General features: G+C 72.8%; 21 protein-coding genes, 1 other RNA gene and 1 pseudogene. 12 read left to right on the top strand and 11 right to left on the bottom strand.

What is annotated here, in order from left to right; translation table 11 throughout:
* The first annotated feature begins 3 nt into the window (after positions 1 to 3).
* On the top strand, positions 4 to 1,629 hold the full coding sequence (locus ACWEBX_RS07320; RefSeq protein ID WP_451883927.1) for a bifunctional RNase H/acid phosphatase: 1,626 nt from the start codon (positions 4 to 6) through the stop codon (positions 1,627 to 1,629).
* 36 nt (positions 1,630 to 1,665) lie between these two features.
* Here the strand turns inward: ACWEBX_RS07320 and ACWEBX_RS07315 are convergent, their stop codons facing one another.
* Positions 1,666 to 2,466 (bottom strand): helix-turn-helix domain-containing protein, encoded by an 801-nt coding sequence (locus tag ACWEBX_RS07315; RefSeq protein ID WP_451883926.1) that lies wholly within the window; start codon positions 2,464 to 2,466, stop codon positions 1,666 to 1,668.
* A 114-nt stretch (positions 2,467 to 2,580) separates the two neighbouring features.
* Here ACWEBX_RS07315 and ACWEBX_RS07310 point away from each other — a divergent pair, with 114 nt between their 5' ends.
* Entirely contained in the window at positions 2,581 to 3,636 is a 1,056-nt protein-coding gene (locus ACWEBX_RS07310; RefSeq protein WP_451883925.1) for a zinc-dependent alcohol dehydrogenase family protein, read from the top strand.
* A gap of 72 nt (positions 3,637 to 3,708) precedes the next feature.
* On the opposite strand, the gene eda is transcribed toward ACWEBX_RS07310, so the two are convergent.
* Together eda and yaaA are read right to left on the bottom strand one after the other, a co-directional pair.
* The gene (eda, locus tag ACWEBX_RS07305) at positions 3,709 to 4,353 is read right to left on the bottom strand and encodes a bifunctional 4-hydroxy-2-oxoglutarate aldolase/2-dehydro-3-deoxy-phosphogluconate aldolase (protein ID WP_451883924.1); all 645 of its coding nucleotides are present in this window, start codon (positions 4,351 to 4,353) and stop codon (positions 3,709 to 3,711) included.
* A 202-nt stretch (positions 4,354 to 4,555) separates the two neighbouring features.
* Positions 4,556 to 5,356: a peroxide stress protein YaaA gene (gene yaaA, locus ACWEBX_RS07300; RefSeq protein ID WP_451883923.1), complete on the bottom strand. Its 801-nt coding sequence runs from the start codon at positions 5,354 to 5,356 to the stop codon at positions 4,556 to 4,558.
* A 253-nt stretch (positions 5,357 to 5,609) separates the two neighbouring features.
* Here yaaA and ACWEBX_RS07295 point away from each other — a divergent pair, with 253 nt between their 5' ends.
* The 4 genes and pseudogenes from ACWEBX_RS07295 to rnpB all read left to right on the top strand — a co-directional run bounded on the left by ACWEBX_RS07295 (position 5,610) and on the right by rnpB (position 9,428).
* A complete protein-coding gene (locus ACWEBX_RS07295) occupies positions 5,610 to 7,043 on the top strand; it encodes an RNB domain-containing ribonuclease (protein WP_451883922.1) in 1,434 nt (477 codons plus the stop codon).
* A 206-nt stretch (positions 7,044 to 7,249) separates the two neighbouring features.
* Positions 7,250 to 8,107, top strand: a complete 858-nt coding sequence (locus tag ACWEBX_RS07290) for a helix-turn-helix domain-containing protein (protein ID WP_451883981.1) — start codon at positions 7,250 to 7,252, stop codon at positions 8,105 to 8,107.
* Positions 8,108 to 8,121: 14 nt separating this feature from the next.
* Positions 8,122 to 8,949 (top strand): annotated as a pseudogene (locus ACWEBX_RS07285) (DMT family transporter); the annotation flags it as partial.
* A 70-nt stretch (positions 8,950 to 9,019) separates the two neighbouring features.
* Positions 9,020 to 9,428: RNase P RNA component class A (gene rnpB / locus ACWEBX_RS07280), an RNA gene on the top strand.
* A 2-nt stretch (positions 9,429 to 9,430) separates the two neighbouring features.
* Here rnpB and ACWEBX_RS07275 read toward each other — a convergent pair.
* The gene (locus ACWEBX_RS07275; protein ID WP_451883921.1) at positions 9,431 to 9,976 is read right to left on the bottom strand and encodes a DoxX family protein; all 546 of its coding nucleotides are present in this window, start codon (positions 9,974 to 9,976) and stop codon (positions 9,431 to 9,433) included.
* A gap of 132 nt (positions 9,977 to 10,108) precedes the next feature.
* Here ACWEBX_RS07275 and ACWEBX_RS07270 point away from each other — a divergent pair, with 132 nt between their 5' ends.
* Positions 10,109 to 10,435, top strand: coding sequence for a nuclear transport factor 2 family protein (locus tag ACWEBX_RS07270; protein WP_451883920.1), 327 nt, complete (start codon positions 10,109 to 10,111; stop codon positions 10,433 to 10,435).
* Between the two features lie 97 nt (positions 10,436 to 10,532).
* On the opposite strand, the gene ACWEBX_RS07265 is transcribed toward ACWEBX_RS07270, so the two are convergent.
* On the bottom strand, positions 10,533 to 11,327 hold the full coding sequence (locus ACWEBX_RS07265) for an ABC transporter ATP-binding protein (protein WP_451883919.1): 795 nt from the start codon (positions 11,325 to 11,327) through the stop codon (positions 10,533 to 10,535).
* Positions 11,328 to 11,418: 91 nt separating this feature from the next.
* A complete protein-coding gene (locus ACWEBX_RS07260) occupies positions 11,419 to 12,885 on the bottom strand; it encodes an ABC transporter permease (protein ID WP_451883918.1) in 1,467 nt (488 codons plus the stop codon).
* A 361-nt stretch (positions 12,886 to 13,246) separates the two neighbouring features.
* Between ACWEBX_RS07260 and ACWEBX_RS07255 the strand changes: the two genes are divergently transcribed.
* Entirely contained in the window at positions 13,247 to 14,572 is a 1,326-nt protein-coding gene (locus ACWEBX_RS07255; RefSeq protein WP_451883917.1) for a serine hydrolase, read from the top strand.
* 290 nt (positions 14,573 to 14,862) lie between these two features.
* Here the strand turns inward: ACWEBX_RS07255 and ACWEBX_RS07250 are convergent, their stop codons facing one another.
* Positions 14,863 to 15,873 (bottom strand): Gfo/Idh/MocA family protein, encoded by a 1,011-nt coding sequence (locus tag ACWEBX_RS07250; protein ID WP_451883916.1) that lies wholly within the window; start codon positions 15,871 to 15,873, stop codon positions 14,863 to 14,865.
* An 80-nt stretch (positions 15,874 to 15,953) separates the two neighbouring features.
* On the opposite strand from ACWEBX_RS07250, the gene ACWEBX_RS07245 reads away from it, so the two are divergent.
* The 3 genes from ACWEBX_RS07245 (at position 15,954) to ACWEBX_RS07235 (ending at position 19,636) form a co-directional block, all read left to right on the top strand.
* Positions 15,954 to 17,426, top strand: a complete 1,473-nt coding sequence (locus ACWEBX_RS07245; protein ID WP_451883915.1) for a multidrug effflux MFS transporter — start codon at positions 15,954 to 15,956, stop codon at positions 17,424 to 17,426.
* Complete coding sequence (locus ACWEBX_RS07240; protein ID WP_451883914.1) at positions 17,372 to 18,553, top strand: serine hydrolase domain-containing protein; 1,182 nt, start codon at positions 17,372 to 17,374, stop codon at positions 18,551 to 18,553. Before ACWEBX_RS07245 ends, ACWEBX_RS07240 begins: the two co-directional genes overlap by 55 nt.
* Before the next feature lie 87 nt (positions 18,554 to 18,640).
* Positions 18,641 to 19,636 (top strand): small ribosomal subunit Rsm22 family protein, encoded by a 996-nt coding sequence (locus ACWEBX_RS07235; protein ID WP_451883913.1) that lies wholly within the window; start codon positions 18,641 to 18,643, stop codon positions 19,634 to 19,636.
* A gap of 27 nt (positions 19,637 to 19,663) precedes the next feature.
* Here ACWEBX_RS07235 and ddaH read toward each other — a convergent pair whose 3' ends face one another.
* Positions 19,664 to 20,503 (bottom strand): dimethylargininase, encoded by an 840-nt coding sequence (ddaH, locus tag ACWEBX_RS07230; protein ID WP_451883912.1) that lies wholly within the window; start codon positions 20,501 to 20,503, stop codon positions 19,664 to 19,666.
* A 373-nt stretch (positions 20,504 to 20,876) separates the two neighbouring features.
* Here ddaH and ACWEBX_RS07225 point away from each other — a divergent pair, with 373 nt between their 5' ends.
* Positions 20,877 to 21,611: a bifunctional DNA primase/polymerase gene (locus ACWEBX_RS07225; protein WP_451883911.1), complete on the top strand. Its 735-nt coding sequence runs from the start codon at positions 20,877 to 20,879 to the stop codon at positions 21,609 to 21,611.
* A 48-nt stretch (positions 21,612 to 21,659) separates the two neighbouring features.
* Here ACWEBX_RS07225 and ACWEBX_RS07220 read toward each other — a convergent pair whose 3' ends face one another.
* The 3 genes from ACWEBX_RS07220 to efeB are packed head-to-tail and all read right to left on the bottom strand — an operon-like array spanning position 21,660 to position 24,707.
* The gene (locus ACWEBX_RS07220; protein ID WP_451883910.1) at positions 21,660 to 22,682 is read right to left on the bottom strand and encodes a hypothetical protein; all 1,023 of its coding nucleotides are present in this window, start codon (positions 22,680 to 22,682) and stop codon (positions 21,660 to 21,662) included.
* The gene (efeU, locus tag ACWEBX_RS07215) at positions 22,639 to 23,514 is read right to left on the bottom strand and encodes an iron uptake transporter permease EfeU (protein WP_451883909.1); all 876 of its coding nucleotides are present in this window, start codon (positions 23,512 to 23,514) and stop codon (positions 22,639 to 22,641) included. The genes ACWEBX_RS07220 and efeU overlap by 44 nt, the downstream gene beginning before the upstream one ends.
* 2 nt (positions 23,515 to 23,516) lie before the next feature.
* Complete coding sequence (gene efeB / locus ACWEBX_RS07210) at positions 23,517 to 24,707, bottom strand: iron uptake transporter deferrochelatase/peroxidase subunit (protein ID WP_451883980.1); 1,191 nt, start codon at positions 24,705 to 24,707, stop codon at positions 23,517 to 23,519.
* Between the last annotated feature and the right edge of the window lie 15 nt (positions 24,708 to 24,722).

The following is a 24,722-nucleotide window of genomic DNA, read 5'->3' as shown; positions in this document are numbered from 1 at the left end:
GCCGTGCGGGAGTTCATCGTCGAGGCCGACGGAGGTTCCCGGGGCAACCCGGGGCCCGCGGGCTACGGCTCCGTGGTCATCGACGCGGCCACCGGGGAGACGCTGGCGGAGCGCGCCGAGTACATCGGCGTCGCCACCAACAACGTCGCCGAGTACCGGGGCCTGGTCGCGGGTCTGGAGGCGGCCCGCGACCTCGACGCGACCGCACGGGTCAGGGTCCGGATGGACTCCAAGCTCGTCGTGGAGCAGATGTCCGGGCGCTGGAAGATCAAGCACCCGGACATGAAGCCGCTGGCGGCACGGGCGGCCGGGGTCCTTCCGGGCTCCCAGGTCACGTACGAGTGGATGCCGCGCGAGCGCAACAAGCACGCGGACCGTCTGGCCAACGAGGCGATGGACGCCGGCAAGCGCGGCGAGACCTGGTCCCCGTCGGCGTCGACGGCCGAACTGAACGCCCGCGCCGCCCGCTCCGCGCCCCCCGAGCCGACGGGCCCACCCGGCGACGCGACAGCGGGCGCGGCAAGGGCCCGAGCAGCCCTGAAAGAAACCCGAGGCGAAGCCCCCCGCGAGGCGCGCGAGGAACTGCGCGCCCAGCCCACGCCGAGCGGCACCCGGCCGACGGCGCCGGGCGGCACGGACGTGCCCCGTAAGGGGCGCGGGGAACTGCGCGACGAGCCCGCGCCGGGCGGTAGTCGGCCGACGGCGACGGGTGGCACCCCGTCCCCCGGCGGCGAAGCCGCGATTCCGGCGGGGGCAGCGCCCCGTGAGGGGCGCGGGGAACTGCGCGCCCAGCCCGCACCGGGCGGCACCCGGGAGACGGCGACGGGTGGCACCCCGTCCCCCGGCGGCGACGCCGGCCAGGCGCCCGCAGGGCGGGATGACGCCGGCCGAGCCGAAAAGCCCGGTGACGCCGGCCGAGCCGGAAAGGCGGGCGACGACCAGCGAGCCGCGAGAAACGTGACCGCCACCACGCCCGCCGCAGGCTGGAGCGCACCCCCGGACATGGGCGCCCCCGCCACCTTCGTCCTGCTGCGCCACGGCGAGACCCTCCTGACCCCGCAGAAGCGGTTCTCGGGCAGCGGCGGCAGCGACCCGTCGCTGTCCGACGCGGGCCGCGAACAGGCCGAGCGCGTCGCCACGGCACTGGCGGCGCGCGGCACCATCCAGGCCGTCGTGGCGTCCCCACTGGCCCGGACCCGCGAGACCGCCGGCGCCGTCGCCGCCCGGCTGGGCCTCGACGTCGTCATCGAGGACGGCCTGCGCGAGACGGACTTCGGCGCCTGGGAGGGGCTGACCTTCGGCGAGGTACGCGAACGCCACCCGGACGACCTGAACGCCTGGCTCGCCTCCCCGGAGGCCGAACCGACCGGCGGTGGAGAGAGCTTCGCCGCGACGGCGCTCCGCATGGCCGTCACCCGCGACAAGCTGATCGCCGCCTACGCCGGCCGCACGGTCCTGCTCGTCACGCACGTCACCCCGATCAAGACCCTCGTACGACTGGCCCTCGGCGCCCCGCCGGAGTCCCTGTTCCGGATGGAACTGTCGGCGGCGTCGCTGTCGGCGGTGGCGTACTACGGGGACGGCAACGCGAGCGTCCGCCTGTTCAACGACACCTCGCATCTCCGCTGACCCCGACCGCCTCGGTCCCGGCCCCGCCCGGCGGCCTCATCCCCGCCGCGCGGCCCGGTCGCGGAGGATCCCGGCGGTCTCCGGGTCTGCCGGGAGGAACGCCTCCAGATGGAGTTCGGCGAGCGTGACGTCCACCGCGGTGGCGAACGACGTCAGCGTCGTGAGCAGCCTCAACTCGCCCTCCGGGCACCGCAGTCGCAGCGGCACGGCGAAGCCGAGATAGTCCGAGCCCGGCTCGCTCTCCGGCACGTACGCCGTCAACTCCTCGACCAGCGCGTCGAGGCGGGGGTCGGGGCTGCGCAGGCAACGGGCCCGCAGGTTCTCCACGATGTGCCGGCCCCACGCGTCCAGGTTCACCACCCGTGACGCCATCCCGCGCGGATGAAGGGCCAACCGCAGGACGTTCACCGGCGGTTCCAGCAGCGCGGGTTCGACACCTTCCGACAGAACGTCGAACGCCGCGTTGGCGGCGACGAGTTCACCGCGCGGCCCGGCCACCACCGCCGGATACGGCAGATGCCCTTCGAGGATGCTGTCCAGCGCCTCGCGTACGGGCTTCAGCGCGGCCGCGTCGAGCGACGACTCGGTGAACGCGGGAGCGTAACCGGCCGCCAGGAGAAGCGCGTTGCGCTCCCGCAGGGTCAGGCCCAGCGACTCGGCGAGCCGGATCACGATCTCTCTGCCGGGGACCGATCGTCCGCGCTCGATGAAACTGACGTACCGCTGGGTCGTGCCCGCCCGGGAGGCGAGCTCCAGTTGGCTCACCCTGCGCGCGTGCCGCCAGCGCAGCAGCTCCCGGGCGAAAGGCGGGGGCTCGGTGGAGATACCGGTCGTCATGCGATCAGTTGTACGTCACGGGTACGACGGCGGCACGGCGGCAGTCGTCGTACTCGCCGGGAATCACTCGTCATACCCTGCCGGGAATTGAGCGGGACCCTCGGCGCGGACAGCATGGACGCATCCACGCAGGAGCCCACCCAGGGAGCGGACATGCGCGCCTACCACCTCGAAACGCCCGGCACCGTCGACGGGATCGTGCCGCGCGATTCGCCCCGCCCCGAACCGGGGCCCCGGGACATCCTCGTCCGCGTCCGTGCCGTCTCCCTCAACAAGCGCGACCTGCTGCTCCTGAAGGGGACCTACCCCCTGAAGGCCGTGCCCGACGTGATCCCACTGAGCGACGGAGCCGGGGAGGTCGTCGCGGTGGGGGCGGAGGTGACCCGGTTCGCGGTGGGCGACCGGGTGGCCGGCACATACTTCCCGAACTGGCTGGACGGCCGGATCACCCCGGACCGGTTCGACCAGCCCGGCGCCACCCTCGACGGCATGCTGACCGAGTACGCCTGCCTGGGCCAGGAGGCCGCCGTGCGCGTTCCCGGCCATCTGACCTGGGAGGAGGCGGCCTGTCTGCCCTGTGCCGGGGTGACCGCCTGGCACAGTCTGACCGGCGGCGAGCCCGTCACCCCCGGCCAGACCGTGCTCACCCTCGGCACCGGCGCGCTGTCCCTCTTCGTCGTGCAGTTCGCCAAGACGCTGGGTGCCGAGGTGATCGCGACGACATCGAGCGAGGCCAAGGCGGACCGCCTCAAGGCTCTCGGCGCGGACCACGTCGTCGACTACGTCCAGAACCCCGAATGGGGGCGCGCCGTCAGGGAGTTGACCGGTGGTCGCGGCGCCGACCTCGTCGTGGAGACCAACGGGCCCGACACCATCGAGCAGTCGGTGCGCGCCGCCGCGCTCTACGGCCAGATCGTGCTCCTGATCACCGGCAACGGGCGCGGGTCCGGGATCGAGATCTCCAACGCGGCGTACGCGGCGAGTCTGGCCACGATCCGCCGGGTCTTCGTGGGCAGCCGCGCGCACTTCGAGTCCATGAACAGGGCTCTGGAACTGCACGGCACCCGCCCGGTCGTGGACCGCGTCCTCGGCTTCGACGAGGTGCGGGAGGCGTTCCGGTACTACGAGAGCGGCGCGGCCTTCGGCAAGGTGGTGATCCGCGTGAGCTGAGCGGGGCTGAGCTGAGCAGGGTGGAGCAGGGCGGAGCGGTCGGCGCGATCACCGCCGTGTGGGCGGGCGCGACTACCGCCGCAGTGCCGACGCCTCCCGTGCCAGGTTCTCCACCCGGCGCCAGTCCCGCGCAGCGACCGCGTCGGCCGGGAGCATCCAACTGCCGCCCACGCAGCCGACGTTGGAGAGTGCGAGGTAGTCCGGCGCACAGTCGGGGCCGATGCCGCCCGTCGGGCAGAACCGCGCCTGCGGGAGCGGTCCCGCCAGCGACTTCAGGTAGGCCGTGCCGCCGGCGGCCTGTGCGGGGAAGAACTTCATCTCGCGCACCCCCCGCTCCAGCAGCGCCACCACCTCGGTGGTCGTGGACACACCCGGCAGGAAGGGCAACCCGGACGCCTTCATCGCGTCCAGCAGCCCGTCCGTCCAGCCGGGGCTGACCAGGAAGCGGGCGCCCGCCGCCACCGACCCGGCCACGTGCTCCGGCGTCAGGACCGTGCCCGCGCCCACCACCGCGTCGGGCACCTCGGCCGCGATGGCCCGGATCGCGTCGAGCGCCGCCGGGGTCCGCAGGGTCACCTCGATGGCGGGCAGCCCGCCGGCGACCAGCGCCCGCGCCAGCGGCACCGCGTCGGAGACGTCCGCGACCACGACGACGGGGACGACGGGCGCGAGATCCAGGACGGAGGCGTGCGGAGACGAGGGCGACGACGAAGTCATGCCCTCATCCTGCCCGGGGTGCGCATCATGCGCAAAGACCGTTGCGCATGGTGCAACGCTGGTGCGGGTGCCTCTCGACGGACAACCACCACGCCCGGCGAACGCCCCTCAGCGGAGCCCGATCCACGGAGCCCTCAGCGCAGCCCGATCGGCTGAGCCCTCAGCGCAGCCCGATTCGCGCAGCCCGATCGGCTGAGCCCGATCAGTGGATCTCCCTCACCACCACGTCGAGCGCCCAAGACGTGCCCGCCCTGCGGGGAGCCTCCGCCTCCACCGTGTACCCGAGGTCCCGCAGCGCCTCCGCCAGCTCCGCCGGGTTCTTCGGCGCGGCGTTCGCGGTCAGCAGGCTGCGGACGATCCGGCCCTTGGTCGCCTTGTTGAAGTGGCTGACGACGGAACGCTTCTCGACCCCGTTCACCTGTTGCGCGTGCAGCACCCGCACGGTCGCCGTCCGCCCGGCCACCTCGCCCTTGGGCTTCCACGCCGCGGTGTACGCCGAGGAGCGCAGGTCCAGCACGAGTCCGTCGCCCGCGGCTTCGGGGAGCGCGGCGGCCATCGGCGTGCGCCAGTGCGCGCCCAGCGCTCCGAGGCCCGGCAGCTTCACACCCATCGAGCAGCGGTACGAGGGGATGCGGTCGGTCACCCGCACCGCGCCCCACAGCCCGGAGAAGACGAGCAGCGAACGGCCCGCCCGCCGCTTGGCGGCCGTGTCCAGCGAGGCCAGGTCCAGGGCGTCGTACAGGACCCCCGTGTAGATCTCCCCGGCCGGGCGCGTGCCCGCGGTCCGCAGTTCCGTGTTCTTCGCGATCTCGCCCCGCAGGCCCTCGCTCAGTCCGAGCACCTCGCGGGCCTTCTCCTCGTCGGCCACGCACAGCTCGACCAGCTCGTCGAGGACCGCCCGACGTGCCTCCGCGAGCGCGGGCAGGGACAGCGACTCCGGCTTGAGCGCGGTTCCCCGGCCGGAGGGTGCCTTGCCCTCGGAGGGCGGCAGCAGCACGAGCACGGTTGGTTCTCCTCACGATGGACACGGACCGCCGCCAGCCTACGGCGTACCCCCGAACCCCCTCCCCGCCCGGCCCCGCGCCCACCGGGCCGCCCGAACCCACCGGACCTGCTTGTCGGACCCCCGGCACGCGCCCGCCACGCGGTGCCGGCACGGCGGCGGCACGGCGCGGCAGGCATGAACCGGGCTCCCCTCGCCCGGAGGGCGCCCCGCTCCGCGTGCTCAACTGTTGCCCCCGGCCTACGCTCGACCCATGCCTCGCCGTCACGTCCGCGTCACCGGTGCCCCGCAGGCCCCGCTGCGAGCCGCTCTCCGCGCGCTGCGGACCGAGCTCGGCGTCCCCGGGAGTTTCCCGGCCGACGTCCTCGCGGAGGCCGGGAGGCCGGCCCGCCTGCCCGCGTACGACGCGACGGACATTCCCCTCTTCACCATCGACCCGCCCTCCTCCGAGGACCTCGACCAGGCGATGCACCTCGCGCGCCGCGAGGGGGGCGGCTACCGCGTCCAGTACGCCATCGCCGACGTCGGCGCCTTCGTGGCACCCGGCGGAGCCCTGGACGCCGAGGCGCACCGGCGCGTGATGACGCTCTACTTCCCCGACGGCAGGATCCCCCTCCACCCGCCCGCGCTCTCCGAAGGCGTCGCGAGCCTCCTCCCGGGCCAGACCTGCCCGGCCGTCCTGTGGACGATCGACCTCGGCCCGGACGGCCGTACGGAGATCGTCGACGTCCGCCGTGCCCTGGTCCGCAGCCGCGCCAAACTGGACTACGCGACCGTGCAGCACCGCATCGACACGGGAACGGCGGAGGAACCGCTCGCCCTGCTCAAGGAGGTCGGCGAACGGCGCGAGGCCCTGGAGATCGAGCGCGGCGGCATTTCGCTCAACGTGCCCGAGCAGGAGATCGTCGAGAAGGACGGGACGTACGAACTCGCCTACCGCGCCCCACTGCCCGCCGACGGCTGGAACGCGCAGATCTCCCTGCTCACCGGTATGGCGGCGGCCGAGCTGATGCTCGACCACGGCACGGGCGTGCTGCGGACACTGCCCGCCGCACCCGACGGAGCGGTCGGACGGCTGCGCCGGACCGCGCGCGCCCTGCGCATCGACTGGCCGCACCACGTCTCGTACGCGCAGCTCGTCCGCTCCCTCGACCCGCACCGGCCGCACCACGCCGCCTTCCTCCAGGAGTGCACGACCCTGCTGCGCGGCGCCGGGTACACCGTCTTCCGGGACGGGGCGCTGCCCGAGGTCACCGCGCACGCCGCCGTCGCCGCGCCCTACGCCCACTGCACGGCCCCGCTGCGCCGGCTCGTCGACCGCTACGCCTCGGAGATCTGCCTCGCGGCCGCCGCCGGTCTGCCGACTCCCGAGTGGGTCCTCGCGGCACTGGACGCCCTGCCCAAGGAGATGGCCGAGGGCAGCAGACGCGCGGGCACCGTCGAGCGCGAGTGCGTCGACATCGTGGAGGCCGCACTCCTCAAGGACCGCGTCGGCGACCTGTTCGAAGCCTGCGTGGTGGACGTACAGGAACACGACCCGACGGCCGGGACCGTGCAACTGGAGTCCCCGGCGGTCTTCGCCCGGATCTCCGGCGGGACGACGGAACTGCCGCTCGGCGAACGCCTGCGGGTCCGGCTCGCCCAGGCGGACCCCGGAACGGCGAAGGTGCGGTTCGAACCCGCCTGATCCCGGCGACGGCCTCCGGCATGGAAACGGGGGACGCGGGTGTTGCCTCCGTAGAGCGAGCGCGGTGAACGCGACCGGCCACGGTCGCGAGGGGGGGTACGGCCATGACCGGACGGGGAGAGGCGACGACCGGGACCGCACGGCGCCCGGCGACCGCCGTGGTCCGTGGGGCGACCCCGCCCGCGCGGCGGTCCACGAAGCACCTCGTGAAGGAGGAGGCCCGCTGGACCCGGGCCACCCTCGGGCGGGACGGCCGGCCCCTGGACCTGCTGACCGCGCGCTTCGACCAGCACCGCTACGCCCCGCACACCCACGACGAGTTCACCATCGGCGTCAGCGTCGGCGGCTCGGAGCTCATCGGCTACCGCGGCGGCCACATCAGGACCGGCCCGGGGTCCATCGTCGTGCTGGCCCCCGGCGAGATGCACACCGGCGGCCCCGCCGCCTGCGACGGCTACGCCTACCGGGCCCTGTACGCGGAGCCGTCCCTGCTCTCCGAGGGCGCGGTCGGCGGTCTCCCGCACTTCCGGGAACCGCTGCTCGACGACCCCGAGCTCGCCGCCGCGCTGCGCGCCGCGCACGCCGAACTGAGCACCTGCCCGGACCCGTTGGAGGCCGAGTCCCGCCTGCCGTGGCTGCTCGCCGCGCTGACCCGGCGGCACTCCACGGCCCGCCCGGAACGCGACGAGGTCCCCGGCGCCGCGCGCATAGCCGACGCCGTACGGGACCGCCTGGCCGGTGAACTCCAGGCCCCGCCCTCCCTCGCCTCCCTCGCCGGCGACCTGGGCCTGTCCCGCTACCAGCTCCTGCGCGCCTTCCGTACGACGACGGGGATACCGCCGTACGCCTGGCTGGCCCAGCACCGGGTGAACCGGGCCCGCCGGCTCCTGGAGTCCGGACTGCGCCCCGCCGAGGTCGCCGGACTCGTGGGCTTCGCCGACCAGGCGCATCTGACCCGCTGGTTCCGCCGCGTGCTGGGCGTGACCCCGGCGGCGTACCGGGCGAGCGTGCTCACGCCCCCGGCCGGAGCGCAACAGCGTTCAAGACGCCCCGCGGGGCGGTGACCGAGACTGACCGCATGACTGCACGCGGCTGGTTTCTGTTCTCCCTGATGGGAGTGATCTGGGGCATCCCCTACCTGATGATCAAGGTGGCGGTGGACGAGGTGTCCCCGTCGGTGGTGGTGTTCACGCGCTGCGCGGTCGGCGCCGCGCTGCTGCTCCCCTTCGCGATCCGGCAGGGTGGCCTGGCCGGGACCGTACGGGCCCACTGGCGGCCGATGCTGGCCTTCGCGGTCATCGAGATCATGGTCCCCTGGTGGACGCTCACGGACGCCGAACGCCATCTGTCCAGCTCCACCGCGGGCCTGCTGATCGCCGGTGTGCCGATCGTCGGCGTCGTCGCGGCCCGTTTCCTCGGCGACACGGAACGGCTCGGCGCCCGGCGCGTCACGGGCCTCGCCCTCGGCCTGGCCGGAGTCGGGGTCCTCACGGCACCGCATCTGACCGGCGGCGACACCCGGTCCCTCGTCGAGGTGCTGCTCACGGTCATCGGCTACGCCACCGCGCCGCTCATCGTCGCCCGCCGCCTCAAGGACGTGCCCTCGCTCCATCTGACGGCCCCCTGCCTGGCGCTGGCGGCACTGGTCTACGCGCCCGCGGCGGCCTTCACCCGGCCGGAGGCGATACCGTCCGGACAGGTCCTGGCCGCCCTCGCGGGCCTCGGCGTCGTCTGCACGGCCGTCGCCTTCGTGGCCTTCCTGGAACTGATCAAGGAGGCGGGCCCGACCCGGGCGACGGTGATCACGTACGTCAATCCGGCGGTCGCGGTCGCGGCGGGTGCCCTCCTCCTGGACGAACGCCTGACCGCCGGGATCCTCGCCGCCTTCGCCCTCATCCTGGCGGGCTCCGTCCTGGCCACGGCGACCGCCGGTCCCCGGCGTCCCTCCCGCCCGGTACCATGGTCGGCACGGCAGACGAGCCGGGCGGACGGCCGCGTGAAGTCCCCTTCGGGGGTGCTTCCCGAGGAACGTCCGGGCTCCACAGGGCAGGGTGGTGGCTAACGGCCACCCGGGGTGACCCGCGGGACAGTGCCACAGAAAGTAAACCGCCGAGAACTCCGGTTCCCGGTAAGGGTGAAACGGTGGTGTAAGAGACCACCAGCGCCTGAGGTGACTCAGGCGGCTAGGTAAACCCCACCCGGAGCAAGGTCAAGAGGAGCCGCTGTAAAAGGTGGCTCTGCGCGGACGTTCGAGGGCTGCCCGCCCGAGTCCGCGGGTAGACCGCACGAGGCCGGCGGCAACGCCGGCCCTAGATGGATGGCCGTCTCCCCGGCCGCCGCGAGGCGACCGGGCGACAGAACCCGGCGTACAGCCCGACTCGTCTGCCCTATTCCTCGAACAGGGCCTCCTGTTTGCCCTCGCGTGCCGTGCGCACCCGGTTGTTCCGGATGCCCACGACCACCGCGGTGACCGCAGCCGTCGTACCCAGCGCGATCGGCACCATCCAGCCACGGTTCACCGCGTGACCCATCAGATGGTCGAGGGACAGCCGGCCGGGGCCCGTCACCGCGAGGCCCGCCGCCGACAGGCCGAGCGAGGCCGCGTACTCGTAGCCGCCGCTGTGCGCGAAGAACCCGTTCGGCAGGTGCACCGCCGCCGCGCCCGCCATCGCGCCGGCCGCCGCCGCACCGGCCGCGGGCGTGGCGAGCCCCAGCGCCAGGAGGACGCCGCCGCCCGTCTCCGCGAGGCCCGCGGCCGTGGCGCTCGCCTTCCCGGGCGCGTACCCCATGGCCTCCATGGCCTGTCCGGTGCCCTCGATGCCGCCGCCCCCGAACCAGCCGAACAGCTTCTGCGCTCCGTGCACCGCCAGCACCCCGCCCGTGCTCAGACGGAGCAGCAGCAGTCCCAGATCACGCCGGTCGATACAGGTCACGGTGACTCCCAGTCCAGACGGTGGCAACGGTTTCCTCCCGAGTGTCCACCGTCGCACCGATCGCACCGGCCCGGCGGGCCCGCGCCGCCGTTCGGGTGGCGGGTGCGGGGAGCCGGTGTGAGGGTGGCTCCCATGACCATTCAGCCAACGCGCCTCAGCGATCCGGCCGTCCGGGCCTTCGTCACCGCGGTGAACGCCCATGACCGGGACGCGTTCGAGGCCCTTCTCGCGCCGGACGCCACCATGTCGGACGACGGCTCCGACCGTGACCTCGCCGACTGGACCGACCGGGAGATCTTCTCCTCGCGCGGCCACATGGATGTCGACAGCGAGTCCGACGGGGGGCGTTCCCTCCTCGTGCGCTACCGCAACGACACCTGGGGCGAGATGAAGACCCGGTGGAGCTTCACCGTCGCCGGCGGCGGCAGGATCAGCCGCTTCGAGACCGGCCAGGCGTGAACACCGACGGGCCGCTCACCGAGGTTCGGCGGGCGGCCCGTCGGCGCGGGGAACGCGAGGAGCGGGGTGGGTGCGGAGGCCGGGGCCACCGTGGGACTCAGTAGCCCTGGGCGGCCCCGTACTGTTCCCGCGCGTACTGCGCCTGCGCGTACTCCTGCGGCGTGAACTGCTGCTGTGGGGCGGGGTGTCCGGCCCGCTCGGAGACGGCCCGGCGGGCACCCTGCTCGGTCAGGGTGATCTCCCCCGCCTTGATGGTCGCGAGGCGCGGCGCGCGGCGGGCGATGGACGAGTCGTGGGTGACCATGATGAACGTCAGCCCGTACTCGTGCCACAGCCCTTCGAGCAGGCCCATGATGTCGTCGCGGGTGCCCTCGTCGAGGTTGCCGGTCGGCTCGTCGGCGAGCAGCACCTTCGGCTTCTTGACCAGGGCCCGGGCGATGGCCACGCGCTGCTGCTGACCGCCCGACAGCTCGGTCGGGACGTGTGTGAGCCGTTCGCCGAGACCGACCGAGCGGAGCGCCTCCGCGGCTCGCTCGCGCCGCTCGGCGGGCTTGACCCCGAGGGGGACGAGGGCGGTCTCGACGTTCTCCTGCGCGGTCAGCGTCGGGATGAGGTTGAACGACTGGAAGATGATGCCGATCTTCTCGGCCCGCAGCCGGGTCAGCTTGGCCTCGCTGATGGTGCCGAGGTCCACGCCGTCCAGCTCGACCGAACCGGAGGTCGGCCGGTCGAGCCCGCCGATCATCTGGAGCAGTGTCGACTTGCCGCCGCCCGTGGGGCCCTGGATGACGAGCTGGTCGCCGTCCTCGATGGTGAGGTCGACGCCCCGCAGGGCCTCGACCGTCTCCTTGCCCCGCGTATAGCGCTTGGTGACGCCGGTGAGCTTGTACATGAAGGTTCTCCGAGGATGAAGGGGGTGGGGCGCCGCGGCCCGGGGGGAGTGGACGCGGCGCCCCGACTCGTGGGGTGTGCCCGGGGGTGGGTCAGGAGACGCTGCGGAGCGCGTCCGCCGGGCGCATCCGGGAGGCGCGCCAGCCGCCCATCGCGCCGGCGATCAGACCGCCGGTGACGGCCAGGCCCACGGCGAGCGCGATGGTGGTCACCGACACCGGCGCGGACAGCGCGATGTCGATGGTGTTCTTGGCGGCGGAGGCCGCCTGCCCGCCGGGACCGCCGCCGCCGGGGCCGCCCGGGCCGCCGGTGGAGCCGGTGGAGCCGGTGGAGCCGAGCTCCGCCGTCAGCTTCGGGCTGATCGCGGTGACGGTGTAGGCCGCCGCGAGTCCGAGGCCGATGCCGAGGACGCCGCCGAGCAGACCGTTCACGATCGACTCGCCGACGACCTGGCGGGTGACCTTGCGGGACGGCCAGCCGAGCGCCTTCAGCGTGCCGAACTCACGCACGCGGCGGGAGACGGCGGAGGAGGTGAGCAGCGCCGCGACCAGGAACGCGGCGATCAGGACGGCGATGGACAGCCACTTTCCGACGCTCGTCGCGAGGTTCGAGGCGGTCGACAGCGAGCCGGAGACGGTGTCCGCGAGGTCGGCGGAGGTGGTGACGGTCGTCCCGGAGATGTTCTTCTGGATGGTCGTCTTGACCGTGGAGATCTGCTTCGAGTCGGTCGCCTTGACGTAGATCGTGGTGACCTTGTTCTTGGCGTCGCCGAGGGTCTGGGCCTGCTTCAGCGGCAGGTAGACGTCGGTGGTCGACTCGCTGCTGTCGGGCGTCGCGATGCCGATGACCTTGTACTTCTTGCCGGAGATCTTGAGGGTCGAGCCGACCTTGTACTTGTTCTCCTTGGCGTACGACTTGCTGAGCACCGCGACCTTCGCGGAGCTCTGCGCGGCCGTGAACGTCGCGCCCGTGGTGATCTTCGAGGTGGCCAGAGGGCCGAGTTCCTGGTGGCTCACGTCGACGCCCGCGACGGAGTAGGAGTTCACGTCGAAGGAGGCGCCGCCGCCCTGGACCTGGGGCGCGCCGGTGCTGCCGCCCTGGCCGCCGGGGCCGCCCTGGGAGTTCGACGTCGAGGACTTCGCCTTGCCCTGGGTGAACGAGCCGTCGACCTTGACGACGTTCAGGCTGATCGAGCCGACGGCGCTCGACACGCCCTTCTGCGCGGCGACTTCGGTGACCAGCGAGGACTTCAGCGTCTGTCCGCCCTGGGTCATCACCCGGTCCGAGCTCTGCTGCTTGCTGCTGCTCGACTTGGCGTCGAAGTCGAACTTCGGGCGGCTCGAGGAACCGCTCGTCGGCGCCGTCTGGGCCTTGGTGACGGTCATGTCCGTGCCGAGCCCGTACAGCGACTTCAGGACTTTCTCCTGGGCCTGCTGCATGCCGGCCGACACCGAGTTGACGGTGATGACCAGCGCGATACCGAGCGCCAGACCCATGGCGATCACCAGCGCCGCCTTCTTCCGCCGGCTCAGTTCACGCTTGAGATAGATGCCAAACATCCCGTTCCTCAAAGGTTCTTGGCGCCCCCCTGTGGGCGCAGTCACAAGCTAGGGAGGAACCTTTGCGCCGGGCTGAGTAAGGGATGTGTGAGGGCTGAGAATCGGGACCCCGGAATCAATATTGGGTCAGACAGCCCATTCCCAGGCTTTCGAGGGCTCTTTGCCAGGAAACGCCTGTTGACTGCGCCCGCGCCGGGGTTTCCCGCCCCCGCCCCCGCGCGCGGGCGAGGGAAGGGGCCGGGTGTCCCGACAGGACGGCCGTGTTCTCGTGCGGCCTGTTTGCCGCTGCTTTGGAAACGGCGTTCCTTCTCTTTGTCACCCCGCTGTCGAGCTTCTCCGGCGGACTTTGTACGGTCCCGGGATGCGTGATTCTTCCGGGCTCTCCCGCCGTGCCGCTCTCGGCCTCGCCGCAGCCGTCCCCCTCGCCGCCGCGACGGCCACGACCGCGTACGCCACGACGACGATCGGCGGTGCCCGACTGGCCGGTGCCGGGATACAGGTGAGCGGTGCGTCGGGGCTGCCCAAGCACCTCACCGCCCGCTCCTGGCTGGTCGCCGACCTCACCACGGGCGAGGTGCTCGCCGCGTACAACGCCCACCGGCGTCTCGCGCCCGCCTCCACCCTGAAGATGCTGTTCGCGGGCACGGTCCTGAAGAAGTTCGAGCGCGCCCGGACGTACAAGGTGGTCGACGCCGACATCGCCGACGTGCCCGCGGGCTCCAGCCTCGTCGGTATCAAGCCCGGCATCACCTACACCGTCGAGCAGTTGTGGCAGGGCGTCTTCCTGCGTTCCGGCAACGACGCGGTGCACGTGCTCAGCCACATGAACGGCGGGATCGAGGCCACCGTCGCCGAGATGCAGGCGCTCGCGAAGGATCTGCAGGCCCTCGACACCCACGTGGTCAGCCCCGACGGCTTCGACCACAAGGGCCAGCTCTCGTCCGCGTACGACCTGACGCTCTTCGCCCGGCACGGGCTCGCGGACGCCGACTTCCGCGGCTACTGCTCGACGAGGACCGCCGACTTCCCCGCCGGCGGCAAGAAGACCTTCCAGATACAGAACACCGACCGTCTGCTGACGGGCGCGTGGGGCATGAAGCCGTACGAGGGTCTGATCGGGGTGAAGAACGGCTACACCAGCCATGCCGGCAACACCTTCACCGGCGCGGCGACCCGCGACGGACGGACCCTGCTCGTCACGGTGATGCACCCCAAGAGCGGCGGCAACGGTGTCTACGAGGAGACGGCGCAGCTCCTCGACTGGGGTTTCGGCAAGGGCGCGAACGCCGAGCCGGTCGGCGCGCTGGTCGATCCGCTCAGCGCGGGCGCCGCGAGCGCGAACCCCACGCGGAAGGCGGCGAAGGCCGCGGCGGGCGCTCCGGCCCCGGCCTCCGCCGGGCACGGCGGCGGCGCGCCGTGGGGGCTGATGGGCGCGGCCGGGGCGGCGGTGGCGCTCCTCGCGGGCGGTGCGCTCGCGCTGCGCGCCCGCGGGCGCCGGTCGGCCGGGCAGCCGGTCGCGGAGCCGGCTCAGGATCCGGCCGAGGCACCGACCAAGAAGCCGGCCGAGGTGCCGGATGTGAAGCAGGACGTGAAGCCGGCCGAGGCGCCGGATGTTAAGCCGGCCGAGGTGCCGGACGTGAAGCAGGACGTGAAGCCGGTCGCGGCGGACGGCGGCGACCAGGGCTGACGACGGGGGCAGCCGCTCCGCGGTCCGGTGCGCGCCCCGCGGTCCTGCGCGAGGTCGGCCCCCACCCGGGCCGCGGAGCGGCTGCCACCTCCCCCTCGGAGTGGACCGTGGTCGTACCGAAGCCGTGGGCTCCAACTGTGAAGCTCTGATGGGGAGATGACGAGCATAAGCGCACCAACGGCTTATATGGTCCGGAGAGTCAGCTTCCGTATGTGTGGGTTGCGGCGTTTGCCGTTCCTTGGTGAACCGCCGGACTCCGGCGTACGTGGGCGCCGGTCGCGTCCGGTCCGCTACGCCGTCGCCTCGCCGGGATAGCGGACGCCGATGCGCTCGCGGATCGTGTCGAGCGTCCGCATCACGGCGAGCGTGCCGTCGAGGGGGACGAGGGGGGACTCGGTCTCGCCGGCCCGCAGGGCGCGCATCACCTCGGCGGCCTCGTGCTTGAGGCTGTTGCGGGGGCCGGAGGCGGGGTCGGTGCGGAAGGTCTCCGGCTCGCGGCCGTCGCGGTGCAGGACGAAGTGGTCCGGGAAGAAGAAGCCGCCCGGGATGTCGATGCGGCCCGCGGAGCCGGTGACGGAGGCGGCGACGGGAGTGCCGCCGTTGATGGAGCAGTGCACCGAAGCCAGAGCACCGCTCTCGAAGGAGAGCAGCGCACCCGTCTGGAGATCGACGCCCTCCTCGGAGAGCACCGCTCTCGCGACGATGTCCGAGGGCTCCCCGAGCAGCAACTGGGCGAACGACACCGGATAGACGCCGAGATCGAGCAGCGCGCCGCCGCCCTGCGCGGGGTCCCGCAGCCGGTGCGAGGGCGGGAACGGCCCGGCCAGACCGAAGTCGGCCTGCACCGTGCGCACGTCACCGATCACCCCGTCGTCGACCAGCGCCTTCAGCCGCACGACCAGCGGATTGCAGTACATCCACATGGCCTCCATCAGGAAGCGGTCGTTCCCGCGTGCGAGCGCGACCAGCTCCTCGGCCTCGCGCGCGTTCAGCGTGAACGCCTTCTCGCACAGCACATGGCGCCCCGCCTCCAGGCACATCCCGGCGGCCACCCGGTGCGCCGAGTGCGGCGTGGCGACGTACACGACGTCGACGTCCTCGTCCGCGGCGAGCGACGCCCAGTCCCCGTACGCCCGGGGAATCCCGAACCGCTCCGCGAACGCCTTCGCCGAGGAGTCCGAGCGTGAGGCGACGGCCACCACCTCGGCGTCCGGCATGTCCACCAGGTCCGCCGTGAACGCCGCGGCGATCCCGCCGGTCGCCAGAATCCCCCACCGCACGCGTTCACGCTCGCCCGTCATGCCCGCCCCTTGATCCGTGACTCCGAACTCGCTGTTCGAACTGAGAGCATAGGGGCCGCATCTTACGGAGAGGGGGGCACATGTCCGAGCGTGGCCGCACCGCGCGGGACCAGGAAGACCCGCGAGGGCATATACCGGAGGCAGCGACCGCGGGCACCGCGCCGGCGGTCGTCGAGGTCTCGGCTCCGGCCGCCGGGGCGCCGGTGCCCGCGTCCGGAGCGCGGGCGTCCGTCCCCGAGACGCCGGCCCTCGCCTCCGGGGCGTCAGCCCCCGCCGCCGAGGCGAGAGCCGACGCCGTACAGCGACCGCACGCCGGACCCGCCGGCCCGCGCCGCACCGGACTCCTCGTCACCCTCGTCCTCGGCGGCCTGACCGCCACACCCCCGCTCGCGATGGACATGTACCTTCCCTCGCTGCCGGAGGTCACCGGCTCCCTGCACGCCCCGGCCGCCACCGTCCAGCTCACGCTCACCGCGTGCCTCGCGGGCATGGCGCTCGGACAGCTCGTCGTCGGGCCGATGAGCGACCGGTGGGGCCGCAGACGCCCGCTGCTCGCCGGCCTCGCCGTCTACGTCCTCGCCACCGTCCTGTGCGCCCTCGCGCCCGGCATCGGCCTCCTCGTCGCCTTCCGCCTCGTCCAGGGACTCGCCGGCGCGGCCGGGATAGTGATCGCCCGCGCGGTCGTCCGCGACCTGTACGACGGCGTCGCGATGGCCCGCTTCTTCTCCACCCTCATGCTGATCTCCGGCGTCGCCCCGGTCGTCGCGCCGCTCATCGGCGGGCAGATCCTGCGCTTCACCGACTGGCGGGGCGTGTTCGTGGTCCTCACCGCCGTCGGCATCGCGCTGTCGGCCCTCGTCTGGGCGAAACTGCCCGAGACCCTCGAACCCGCCGACCGGCACGGCGGCGGCGTCGGCGAGGCCCTGCGCGCCATGCGCCACCTGCTCGCCGACCGCGTCTTCACCGGGTACATGCTCGCGGGCGGCTTCACCTTCGCGGCCCTCTTCGCCTATATCTCGGCCTCCCCGTTCGTGATCCAGGACCTGTACGGCGCCTCCCCGCAGACCTTCAGCCTGCTCTTCGGCGCGAACTCCGTCGGCCTCGTGATCGCCGGGCAGATCAACGGCAAACTGCTGGTCGGCCGGGTCGCCCTCGAAAAGGTCCTCGCCACCGGCCTCGCCCTCGTCGTCCTCGCCGCGACCGCGCTGCTGCTCATGTCCACCGGTGCCCTCGGGCGGGTCGGGCTAGCCCCGGTCGCCGCCGCGCTGTTCGTGCTGATGTCCGCCATGGGCCTCGCCCTGCCCAACACCCAGGCCCTCGCCCTCATGCGCGTACGGCACGCGGCCGGTTCCGCCTCCGCGCTGCTCGGCACCTCCTCCTTCCTCGTCGGCGCGGTCGCCTCACCGCTCGTCGGCATCGCGGGCGAGCACACCGCCGTCCCGATGGCCGTCGTCCAACTGGTGGCCGCGTTGGTGGCCGTCGGCTGCTTCATGGGACTGTGCCGTCCCCGGCGGACGGGACGCACTTCGAACGGAAAAGAGGCGGGGAACTGAGCGCACCAAGACTGCGGAACGGTACGCCGGAACGCGCCGGACTCGACGCGGGTGAACTGCGCGGGCTCGTCCAGGAGGTCCGTTCCCTCACCCGCGGGCCCGACCCTTGGGCGGCGGGCGTGGTGGTGGTCGCGGGGCGGGGCCCGGTCATCGCCGTCGAGGAGGCGGCCGGCTGGGCGGTGCGTTACTCCGCCCACGACGAGGGCAAGGACACCGGGGTCGAGCTGCCACCGCACGCGCGGGTGCCGATGACCGTGCACACCCCCTTCGACCTGGCCTCCCTCACCAAGCTGTTCACGGCGGTCGCCGCGGTGCAGCAACTGGAGCGTGGGACGCTGGGCATCGAGGCGCGCGTCGGTGCGTACCTGCCGGAGTTCCGCGCGGCCCGCGAGCACGGCATCACCGTACGGCAGCTCCTCACCCACACCTCCGGGCTGCGCCCCGAGCTCCCGCTGTACGACTGCCCGGACGACACGGCCCGGCTGGCGATGCTGCGGGCCGAAGCCCCCTCGTCGAAGCCGGGCGAGTACCGCTACTCCGACGTCAACCTGCTCCTCCTGCAGTACGTGCTGGAACGCGTCACCGGCCGCGGGCTCGACGTTCTCGTCCGGGACGGCATCACCCGCCCGCTCGGGATGAACGCCACCTCCTTCGGACCCTGCCCCGGCGCGGCGGCCACGGAGGACCAGCGGCGGCCGTGGGCCAAGGCGGACCGGCGCATGCTGCGGGGCGTGGTGCACGACGAGAACGCCTGGGCGCTCGGCGGGGTGGCCGGGCACGCCGGGCTGTTCTCCACCGCGCGCGATCTGGCCGTCTTCTGCCGCACCCTGCTCGCGGGCGGCTCGTACGGCCCCGCGCGCATCCTCGGTCCCGACTTCGTCGAACTCCTCCTCACCCCGCCCGGCCTCGGGTTCGCCCTCGACCAGCCCTGGTTCATGGGAACCCTCGCGGGCCGCGGCGCGGCCGGCCACACCGGGTTCACCGGCACCTCCCTGGTCCTGGACCCGGCGACGGACACGTTCCTGGTCCTGCTCGCCAACACGGTCCACCCCCGGCGCCGCCCGGCCGACAACGCGCCCCGCGCGGCGGCGGCCACCCGGCTGCGACGGGCGGTGCGCGGCACCTGAGAGGGCGCCCGGCCGGTACGGGGGCGCCACCTGCGAGAGACCGCCGGCCGGTACGGGGGGATGCGCGGCACCTGAGAGAATCGGGCCGTGAACGCCCCCGTACCTCCCGCCGACCTCCTGCGCAGCGCCCTCGCCGGACTGCTCGACGGACTACCGCCGAAGGCCGCCGCGCAGGCGGTCGAGCGGCTGATCGCGAACTACCGGGGGACCACCCCGACCCACACCCCGATCCTGCGGGACCGCTCGGACGTGGCCGCGTACGCCGCGTACCGGATGCCCGCGACGTTCGAGGCCGTGCGCGCGGCGCTGGAGGCGTTCGCGGACGCGGCGCCCGGCTGGGTGCCGGCGAGCCATGTGGACGTGGGCGGCGGCACGGGCGCGGCGACCTGGGCGGTGAACGCGACCTGGGAGGGCGGCCGCCCGGTGACCGTGCTCGACTGGGCCGAGCCGGCCCTCGCGCTCGGCCGGGAGATCGCCGCCGCCAACCCGGACCTGCGAGGCGCCGCGTGGCAGCGCTCTCGTATCGGAGCGGCGCTCACCATCGAGAGCACTGATCTCGTCACCGTCTCGTACGTCCTCGGCGAGCTCACCGAGGACGACCGCGCCTCGGTCGTGGACGCGGCCGCGAGCGCCGCCCGGGCGGTGGTGATCATCGAGCCCGGCACCCCGGACGGCTACACCCGGGTCCTCGCCGCCCGCGAGCGACTGATCGGCGCCGGTTTCCATGTCGCCGCGCCCTGCCCGCACAGCACGGCCTGCCCCATCATCCCCGGCCAGGACTGGTGCCACTTCTCCGCGCGTGTCGCCCGTTCCTCCCTGCACCGCCAGGTCAAGGGCGGCTCCCTGCCGTACGAGGACGAGAAGTTCAGCTACGTCGCCGCGACCCGCTTCCCGCCCGAGCCGACGCCCTCCCGCGTCGTGCGCAAACCGCAGATCCGCAAGGGCCAGGTCCTGCTCGACCTGTGCGAGCCGGACGAGTCGCTGCGCCGGGAGACGGTCACCAAGCGCCACGGACCGCTGTACAAGGCGGCCCGCGACGCCGAGTGGGGCGACTCGTGGCCGCCGCCCGCGGACGCCTCCTAGGTCATCCCCGGGTCGCCCCGGGTCGGCTCACCCCGGGCTTCCGGGCAGGCCTCGCAGCTCCTGCGTGCAGCACTTCACGCTTCCGCCGCCCTTGAGGAGTTCGCCGAGGTCGACGCCGACGGGAACGAAGCCGCGTTCCCGGAGCGGCTCGAACAGGCCCGCCGCCTCCTGGGGCAGCAGCACGTGCAGACCGTCCGAGACGGCGTTGAGGCCCATTGCGGCGGCGTCCTCCGGCGTGGCGGTCAGCGCGTCCGGGAACAGCCGGCGCAGGACCTCGCGGCTGCCGGGGGAGAACGCGGGCGGGTAGTACATGATCTCGTCGGTGCGGTCGTCGAGGACGGCGAGTGCCGTGTCCAGGTGGTAGTAGCGCGGGTCGACGAGGTCCAGCCCGATCACCGGCCGGCCGAAGAACTCCTGTGCCTCCCCGTGCGAGAGCGGGCTCGCGCGAAAGCCCCGGCCCGCGAGCAGGAGGGAGCCCGTGACGACGAAGTCGCCCTCTCCCTCGTTGACGTGTTCCGGTTCGCGGACCCGCCCGAACCCGCGGGCGCGGAACCACTCCAGATGCGCCTCCGCCTCCGCCTCGCGCTGCGGGTACGCGAACCGCGCGCCCAGCACACGGCCGTCCACGACCGTCGCGCCGTTCGCCGCGAAGACCATGTCCGGCAGGCCCGGACGCGGGGCGAGTTCCTCGACCTGGTGGCCGAGGGAGCGGTAGCGGTCCCGCAGGTCCTCCCACTGGGCGAGCGCGAGCGGCACGTCGACCGGCTTGGCGGGGTTCATCCACGGATTGATCGCGTACGTGACGTCGAAGTGCACCGGTGGGCACATGAGGTAGCGCCGGGGCGTGGCGCGGCGAAGAGGGTGCAAGGAAGGCTCCTTACGCAACCGCACGGGCAGTTGATGCTCATGGTGCGGTGTGCCCGGCCCCGGGAGCGGGAGGCGTACGGGTGGTGTCCACCGGAGCCGCCCCGCCCCGTCCACCGGAACCGCCCCGCCCTGCCTGAGTGGCATCGGTCTCGTACGACTACGCGGGCGCGCCGGCCGACTACTCCCCGCACCGGCCGGACCTCCGCCGAGCGCCCGTGAAATCACCTCTAATCATGCAATAACACCTGATCAGGGCCTGGTGGACGCATCGCCCCACCTACCCCGGTTGTCGGCTCCGGCCACCCGGAGCCCAGGATGGTGGGACGATGGGGCGAGGACGAGTCGCACTACGGCGAGGCAGGCGAGGGGATAGATGAGCGCAGAGTTCGGCCGCCGCTCCGGCACGTGGGACAGGTTCTCGAAGTGGCTGCGCGGAGGCCGGCCCAAAGCCCCGGCGGAGACGACCGCCGACGGCCGTGAGGCCCTGCTGCTCGCCGCCGCCGACGCGGGGCTGCCGCTCGCGCAGGCCGCGTACCCCTCCGGCTACCGCTGTTCCTGTGACCGCGTCGGCTGTCCCACGCCCGCGCGCCACCCCGTCTCCTTCGCCTGGCAGACGCAGTCGACGACCGACCGCGCCCAGATCGAGCGCTGGGCCCGGCACCAGCCGAAGGCGAACTTCATCACCGCGACCGGCCTGGTGCACGACGTCCTGGACGTCCCCCTGGACGCGGGCCGCGAGGCGCTGGTGCGCCTGCTCGCCTCCGACATCGAGGTCGGACCCGTCGCGGAGACCGGCGACGGCCGGATGCTGTTCTTCACTCTCACCCGCGGTACGCCCGAGGACGAGGACGAGTGGTGGCCCTGCGAGCTGGACTGCCACCCCGAGACGATGGACGAACACCCCGGCTTCCGCTGGCACTGCCGCGGCTCGTACGTCCTCGTGCCGCCGGCCCAGCTCCCCGGCGGTCTGAGCGTCGACTGGGTGCGCGGCCCCGAGCATCCGCTGCCGGACCCGCTCACGCTCCTGGAGACCCTGACGGACGAATGTGCCCGTTACGCCGGGGAGAACGGCGCGGACCAGCTCGCCGCCTGGCCCCACCGGGGCTGAGCACCCGCCCGGGCAGCCGTCCGGAGTGCGTTCCGGGGTGCGGCCGGGCTACTCGCCCTTGGCGCCCGTCAGGCCTTCGACCCGTCCGAGGACGGACACCTGCCCCCGGCCCGCGCCCTTCGGCGGGTCCAGGACGACCTGGTTGGAGACGAACTCCAGGGTCAGGGACTGGTTGATCTCACCGGTCGTCAGAGCCTGCACCTCAGCGGTGGGCGAGGGGATCTCGGTGCCCGCCGCAGCGGTCTCCTTCTCGAAGCGGTGCGTGGCGAAGAACACGAGCGCCCCGCCGTCCGCGGTGCGCAGCCCCACCGGCGCGTAGTCGCCCGAGGCCAGCGGCTCGTCGATGTACTGCCGGGCGAGGCCGGGCCGGCTCGCGAACTTCTCGCGCTGGGACCGCCACTGCGAGGTGTGGACGCCCGCGGCGAAGGTGTCGCCGCCGTCCTTCAGATAGGCCGCGTACGACCGGCCGAGCTTCCGCGGCGCGACCGCGAGCGCCGTGTCGTCGGCGGTGACGGCCTGCGCCCAGCCGCCGCCGTCCGTCGCGAACTTCGGTACGTCACCGGTCCCGAGGACCGTCAGAAACGAGGCCTGCCACTGTTCACGGGCGTTGTCCCGGGTGAAGACGAGCAGCCAGCGACTGCCCGGCACGCCCTTGTTGGCGGTCGCGTTCGCCACGAACCAGCGGGGCCGGCCCGCCTTGGCGGGGATCGAGAACTCGGCGTCGTCGAACTTCAGCGCCGAATGCGTGGGATTGCCGCCCGGCTTGGTGAGATGCCCGGCCCTCAGCTTGGCGCCGTCGATGTCGGCGAGCGGACCGGTCACCCGGTCCGCGTCCTTCGAACGGTCGTACGTCGCGTCCGCCTTGTTGTAGGCGGCGGTGAACTCCCGCAGCGCGCGGGCGGCTTCGGCACGGGTCGTGGCCGGGACGACCTCCCGCTCGCCGTGCACCACCACGCAGCCGCTCGCCGCCCCCAGCAGCGCGGTCACCGTCGTCGCCGCCAGGGCGAGACGGCCGAGACGGCCGAGGCTACGAGGCCTTCGAGGGCTGCGACCCGTGCGATCCCTGCTCATCAGGTGCCTTCACCTTCTTCTTCCCGGAGGCGAACCCTACCGGGGCGAAGAAGATCGTGAGCGTCGGCACCAAGTACAGCGCCCACACCGTGACCTGAAGGACCGTCGGGTCGGGCTGGAAGTTGAAGACGCCCTTCAGCAGGGTGCCGTACCAGCTCGTCGGGTCGATCGTGCCGCTGATGTCGAAGGCGAGGTTCGTCAGGCCCGGGACGAAGTCGGCCTCCTGAAGGTCGTGGACGCCGTAGGCGAGCACGCCCGCGGCGACGACGACCAGCATGCCGCCGGTCCAGGTGAAGAACTTGGCGAGGTTGATCCTCAGGGCGCCGCGGTAGAACAGCCAGCCGAGCAGGACGGCGGTGGCCAGACCCAGCGCCACGCCGATCAGCGGGCGGGGTGTGCCGTCACTGGCCGCGTGCACCGACGCCCATACGAACAGGGCCGTCTCCAGGCCCTCCCGGCCGACCGCCAGGAACGCGGTCGCCACCAGCGCACCCGTGCCCATGGCGAGCGCCGCGTCCAGCCTGCCGTGCAGCTCGGACTTCAGATGCCGGGCGGTGCGACGCATCCAGAAGACCATCCACGTCACCAGGCCCACGGCGAGGATCGACAGCGAACCGCCGAGCGCCTCCTGGGCCTGGAACGTCATCTCCTGGGAGCCGAACTCGAGGGCGCAGCCGAAACCGAGTGCCACGGCGATCGCGACGCCGATACCGGCCCAGATCGGCCTCAGGGCGTCCCTGCGCTCCGTCTTCACCAGGTAGGCGATGAGGATGCAGACGACGAGGCTGGCCTCCAGGCCCTCGCGCAGACCGATCAGGTAGTTGCTGAACACGGCTACGCCTCCTTGGAGAACAGCGCCCGGCCCCACCAGTCGTCCTTGTCCCGGACGCCGGGCGGAACGGCGAAGACCGCCGAACTCACGTGCTGGATGTACTCGTTGAGCGCGTCGGAGGACGACAGCCGGCGCTGCAGCGGGATGAACCCCCTGCGCACGTCACGCATGTAGGCCAGGAAGAACAGGCCCGCTTCGAGGCGGCCGAGACCGTCCGTGCCGTCGGTGAAGGAGTAGCCCCGGCGCAGGATGGTGATCCCGTCGTTGGAGTCGGGGTGCGCGAGGCGGACATGCGCGTCGGGCTTCATCGCCTTCAGGAACGGCTTGTCGTGCTCCTTGGCCTTGCCGACGGGGGCGCCCTCGCCCTTGTCGCGGCCGAAGATGTCCTCCTGCTCCTGGAGCGGCGTACGGTCCCAGGTCTCGATGTTCATCCGGATGCGCCGGGCGACGAGGTAGGAACCGCCGGTCATCCAGGTGGAGTTCCCGCCGTTGTCCTTCGCGTCGGCCCACACGAACTTCTTCAGCCGCTCGGTCTCGGTGCCCGCGATGTTGCGGGTGCCGTCCTTGAAGCCCATCAGGTTGCGCGGGGTCTGCGCGTCCGGGGTCGTCGACGACGTCTTGCCGAAGCCGAGCTGCGACCAGCGGATGGCGACCTTGCCGAAGCCGATACGGGCGAGGTTGCGGATGGCGTGCACCGCCACCTGCGGGTCGTCCGCGCAGGCCTGGACGCACAGGTCGCCGTCGCTGCGGGCCTTGTCCAGGTTGTCGCCCGAGAACGCCGGCAGATCGACGAGCGCCTCCGGCCGCAGGTCCGCCAGATCGAACTTCCCGAACAGCGACGGACCGAAGCCGATGGTCAGCGTCAGCCGGGAGGGCTTGAGCCCCAGCGCCTCACCGGTGTCGTCCGGCGGCGCCTCGGCCAGACCGCCGTACGCGCCCTCGCCGACCGCGTGTCCGGCGGTCATCCGGGCGGCGGCCTGCGTCCAGTCCTTGAGGAGCTGGACGAACTCGGCGCGGTCCTCCGTCTTCACGTCGAACGCGGCGAAGTGCAGCCGGTCCTGCACCGCGGTCGCGATGCCGGCCTGGTGCGGGCCGTGGAAGGGGACCGCGGCGCCGGTGTCGGCGCCGGCGGGATCGATTCTGTTGGGCATCATGATTCCCGAGTTGGTCGGGGATGCCACGACAACGGCGATCCGGCGGTTGCCGCA

This window comes from Streptomyces sp. NPDC005070 (assembly GCF_053600395.1).
The sequence above is the reverse complement of the archived record's forward strand: the minus strand, read 5'-3'. Positions and strand labels throughout refer to the sequence as shown.

Excerpts from the sequence above, each read along its gene's own strand:
- ACWEBX_RS07315 (WP_451883926.1), bottom strand. The coding sequence starts at position 2,466 with ATGACGACCGGTATCTCCACCGAGCCCCCGCCTTTCGCCCGGGAGCTG.
- ACWEBX_RS07310 (WP_451883925.1), top strand. The coding sequence starts at position 2,581 with ATGGACGCATCCACGCAGGAGCCCACCCAGGGAGCGGACATGCGCGCC.
- eda (WP_451883924.1), bottom strand. The coding sequence starts at position 4,353 with ATGACTTCGTCGTCGCCCTCGTCTCCGCACGCCTCCGTCCTGGATCTC.
- ACWEBX_RS07295 (WP_451883922.1), top strand. The coding sequence starts at position 5,610 with ATGCCTCGCCGTCACGTCCGCGTCACCGGTGCCCCGCAGGCCCCGCTG.
- ACWEBX_RS07270 (WP_451883920.1), top strand. The coding sequence starts at position 10,109 with ATGACCATTCAGCCAACGCGCCTCAGCGATCCGGCCGTCCGGGCCTTC.
- ACWEBX_RS07265 (WP_451883919.1), bottom strand. The coding sequence starts at position 11,327 with ATGTACAAGCTCACCGGCGTCACCAAGCGCTATACGCGGGGCAAGGAG.
- ACWEBX_RS07260 (WP_451883918.1), bottom strand. The coding sequence starts at position 12,885 with ATGTTTGGCATCTATCTCAAGCGTGAACTGAGCCGGCGGAAGAAGGCG.
- ACWEBX_RS07255 (WP_451883917.1), top strand. The coding sequence starts at position 13,247 with ATGCGTGATTCTTCCGGGCTCTCCCGCCGTGCCGCTCTCGGCCTCGCC.
- ACWEBX_RS07250 (WP_451883916.1), bottom strand. The coding sequence starts at position 15,873 with ATGACGGGCGAGCGTGAACGCGTGCGGTGGGGGATTCTGGCGACCGGC.
- ACWEBX_RS07245 (WP_451883915.1), top strand. The coding sequence starts at position 15,954 with ATGTCCGAGCGTGGCCGCACCGCGCGGGACCAGGAAGACCCGCGAGGG.
- ACWEBX_RS07225 (WP_451883911.1), top strand. The coding sequence starts at position 20,877 with ATGAGCGCAGAGTTCGGCCGCCGCTCCGGCACGTGGGACAGGTTCTCG.
- ACWEBX_RS07220 (WP_451883910.1), bottom strand. The coding sequence starts at position 22,682 with ATGAGCAGGGATCGCACGGGTCGCAGCCCTCGAAGGCCTCGTAGCCTC.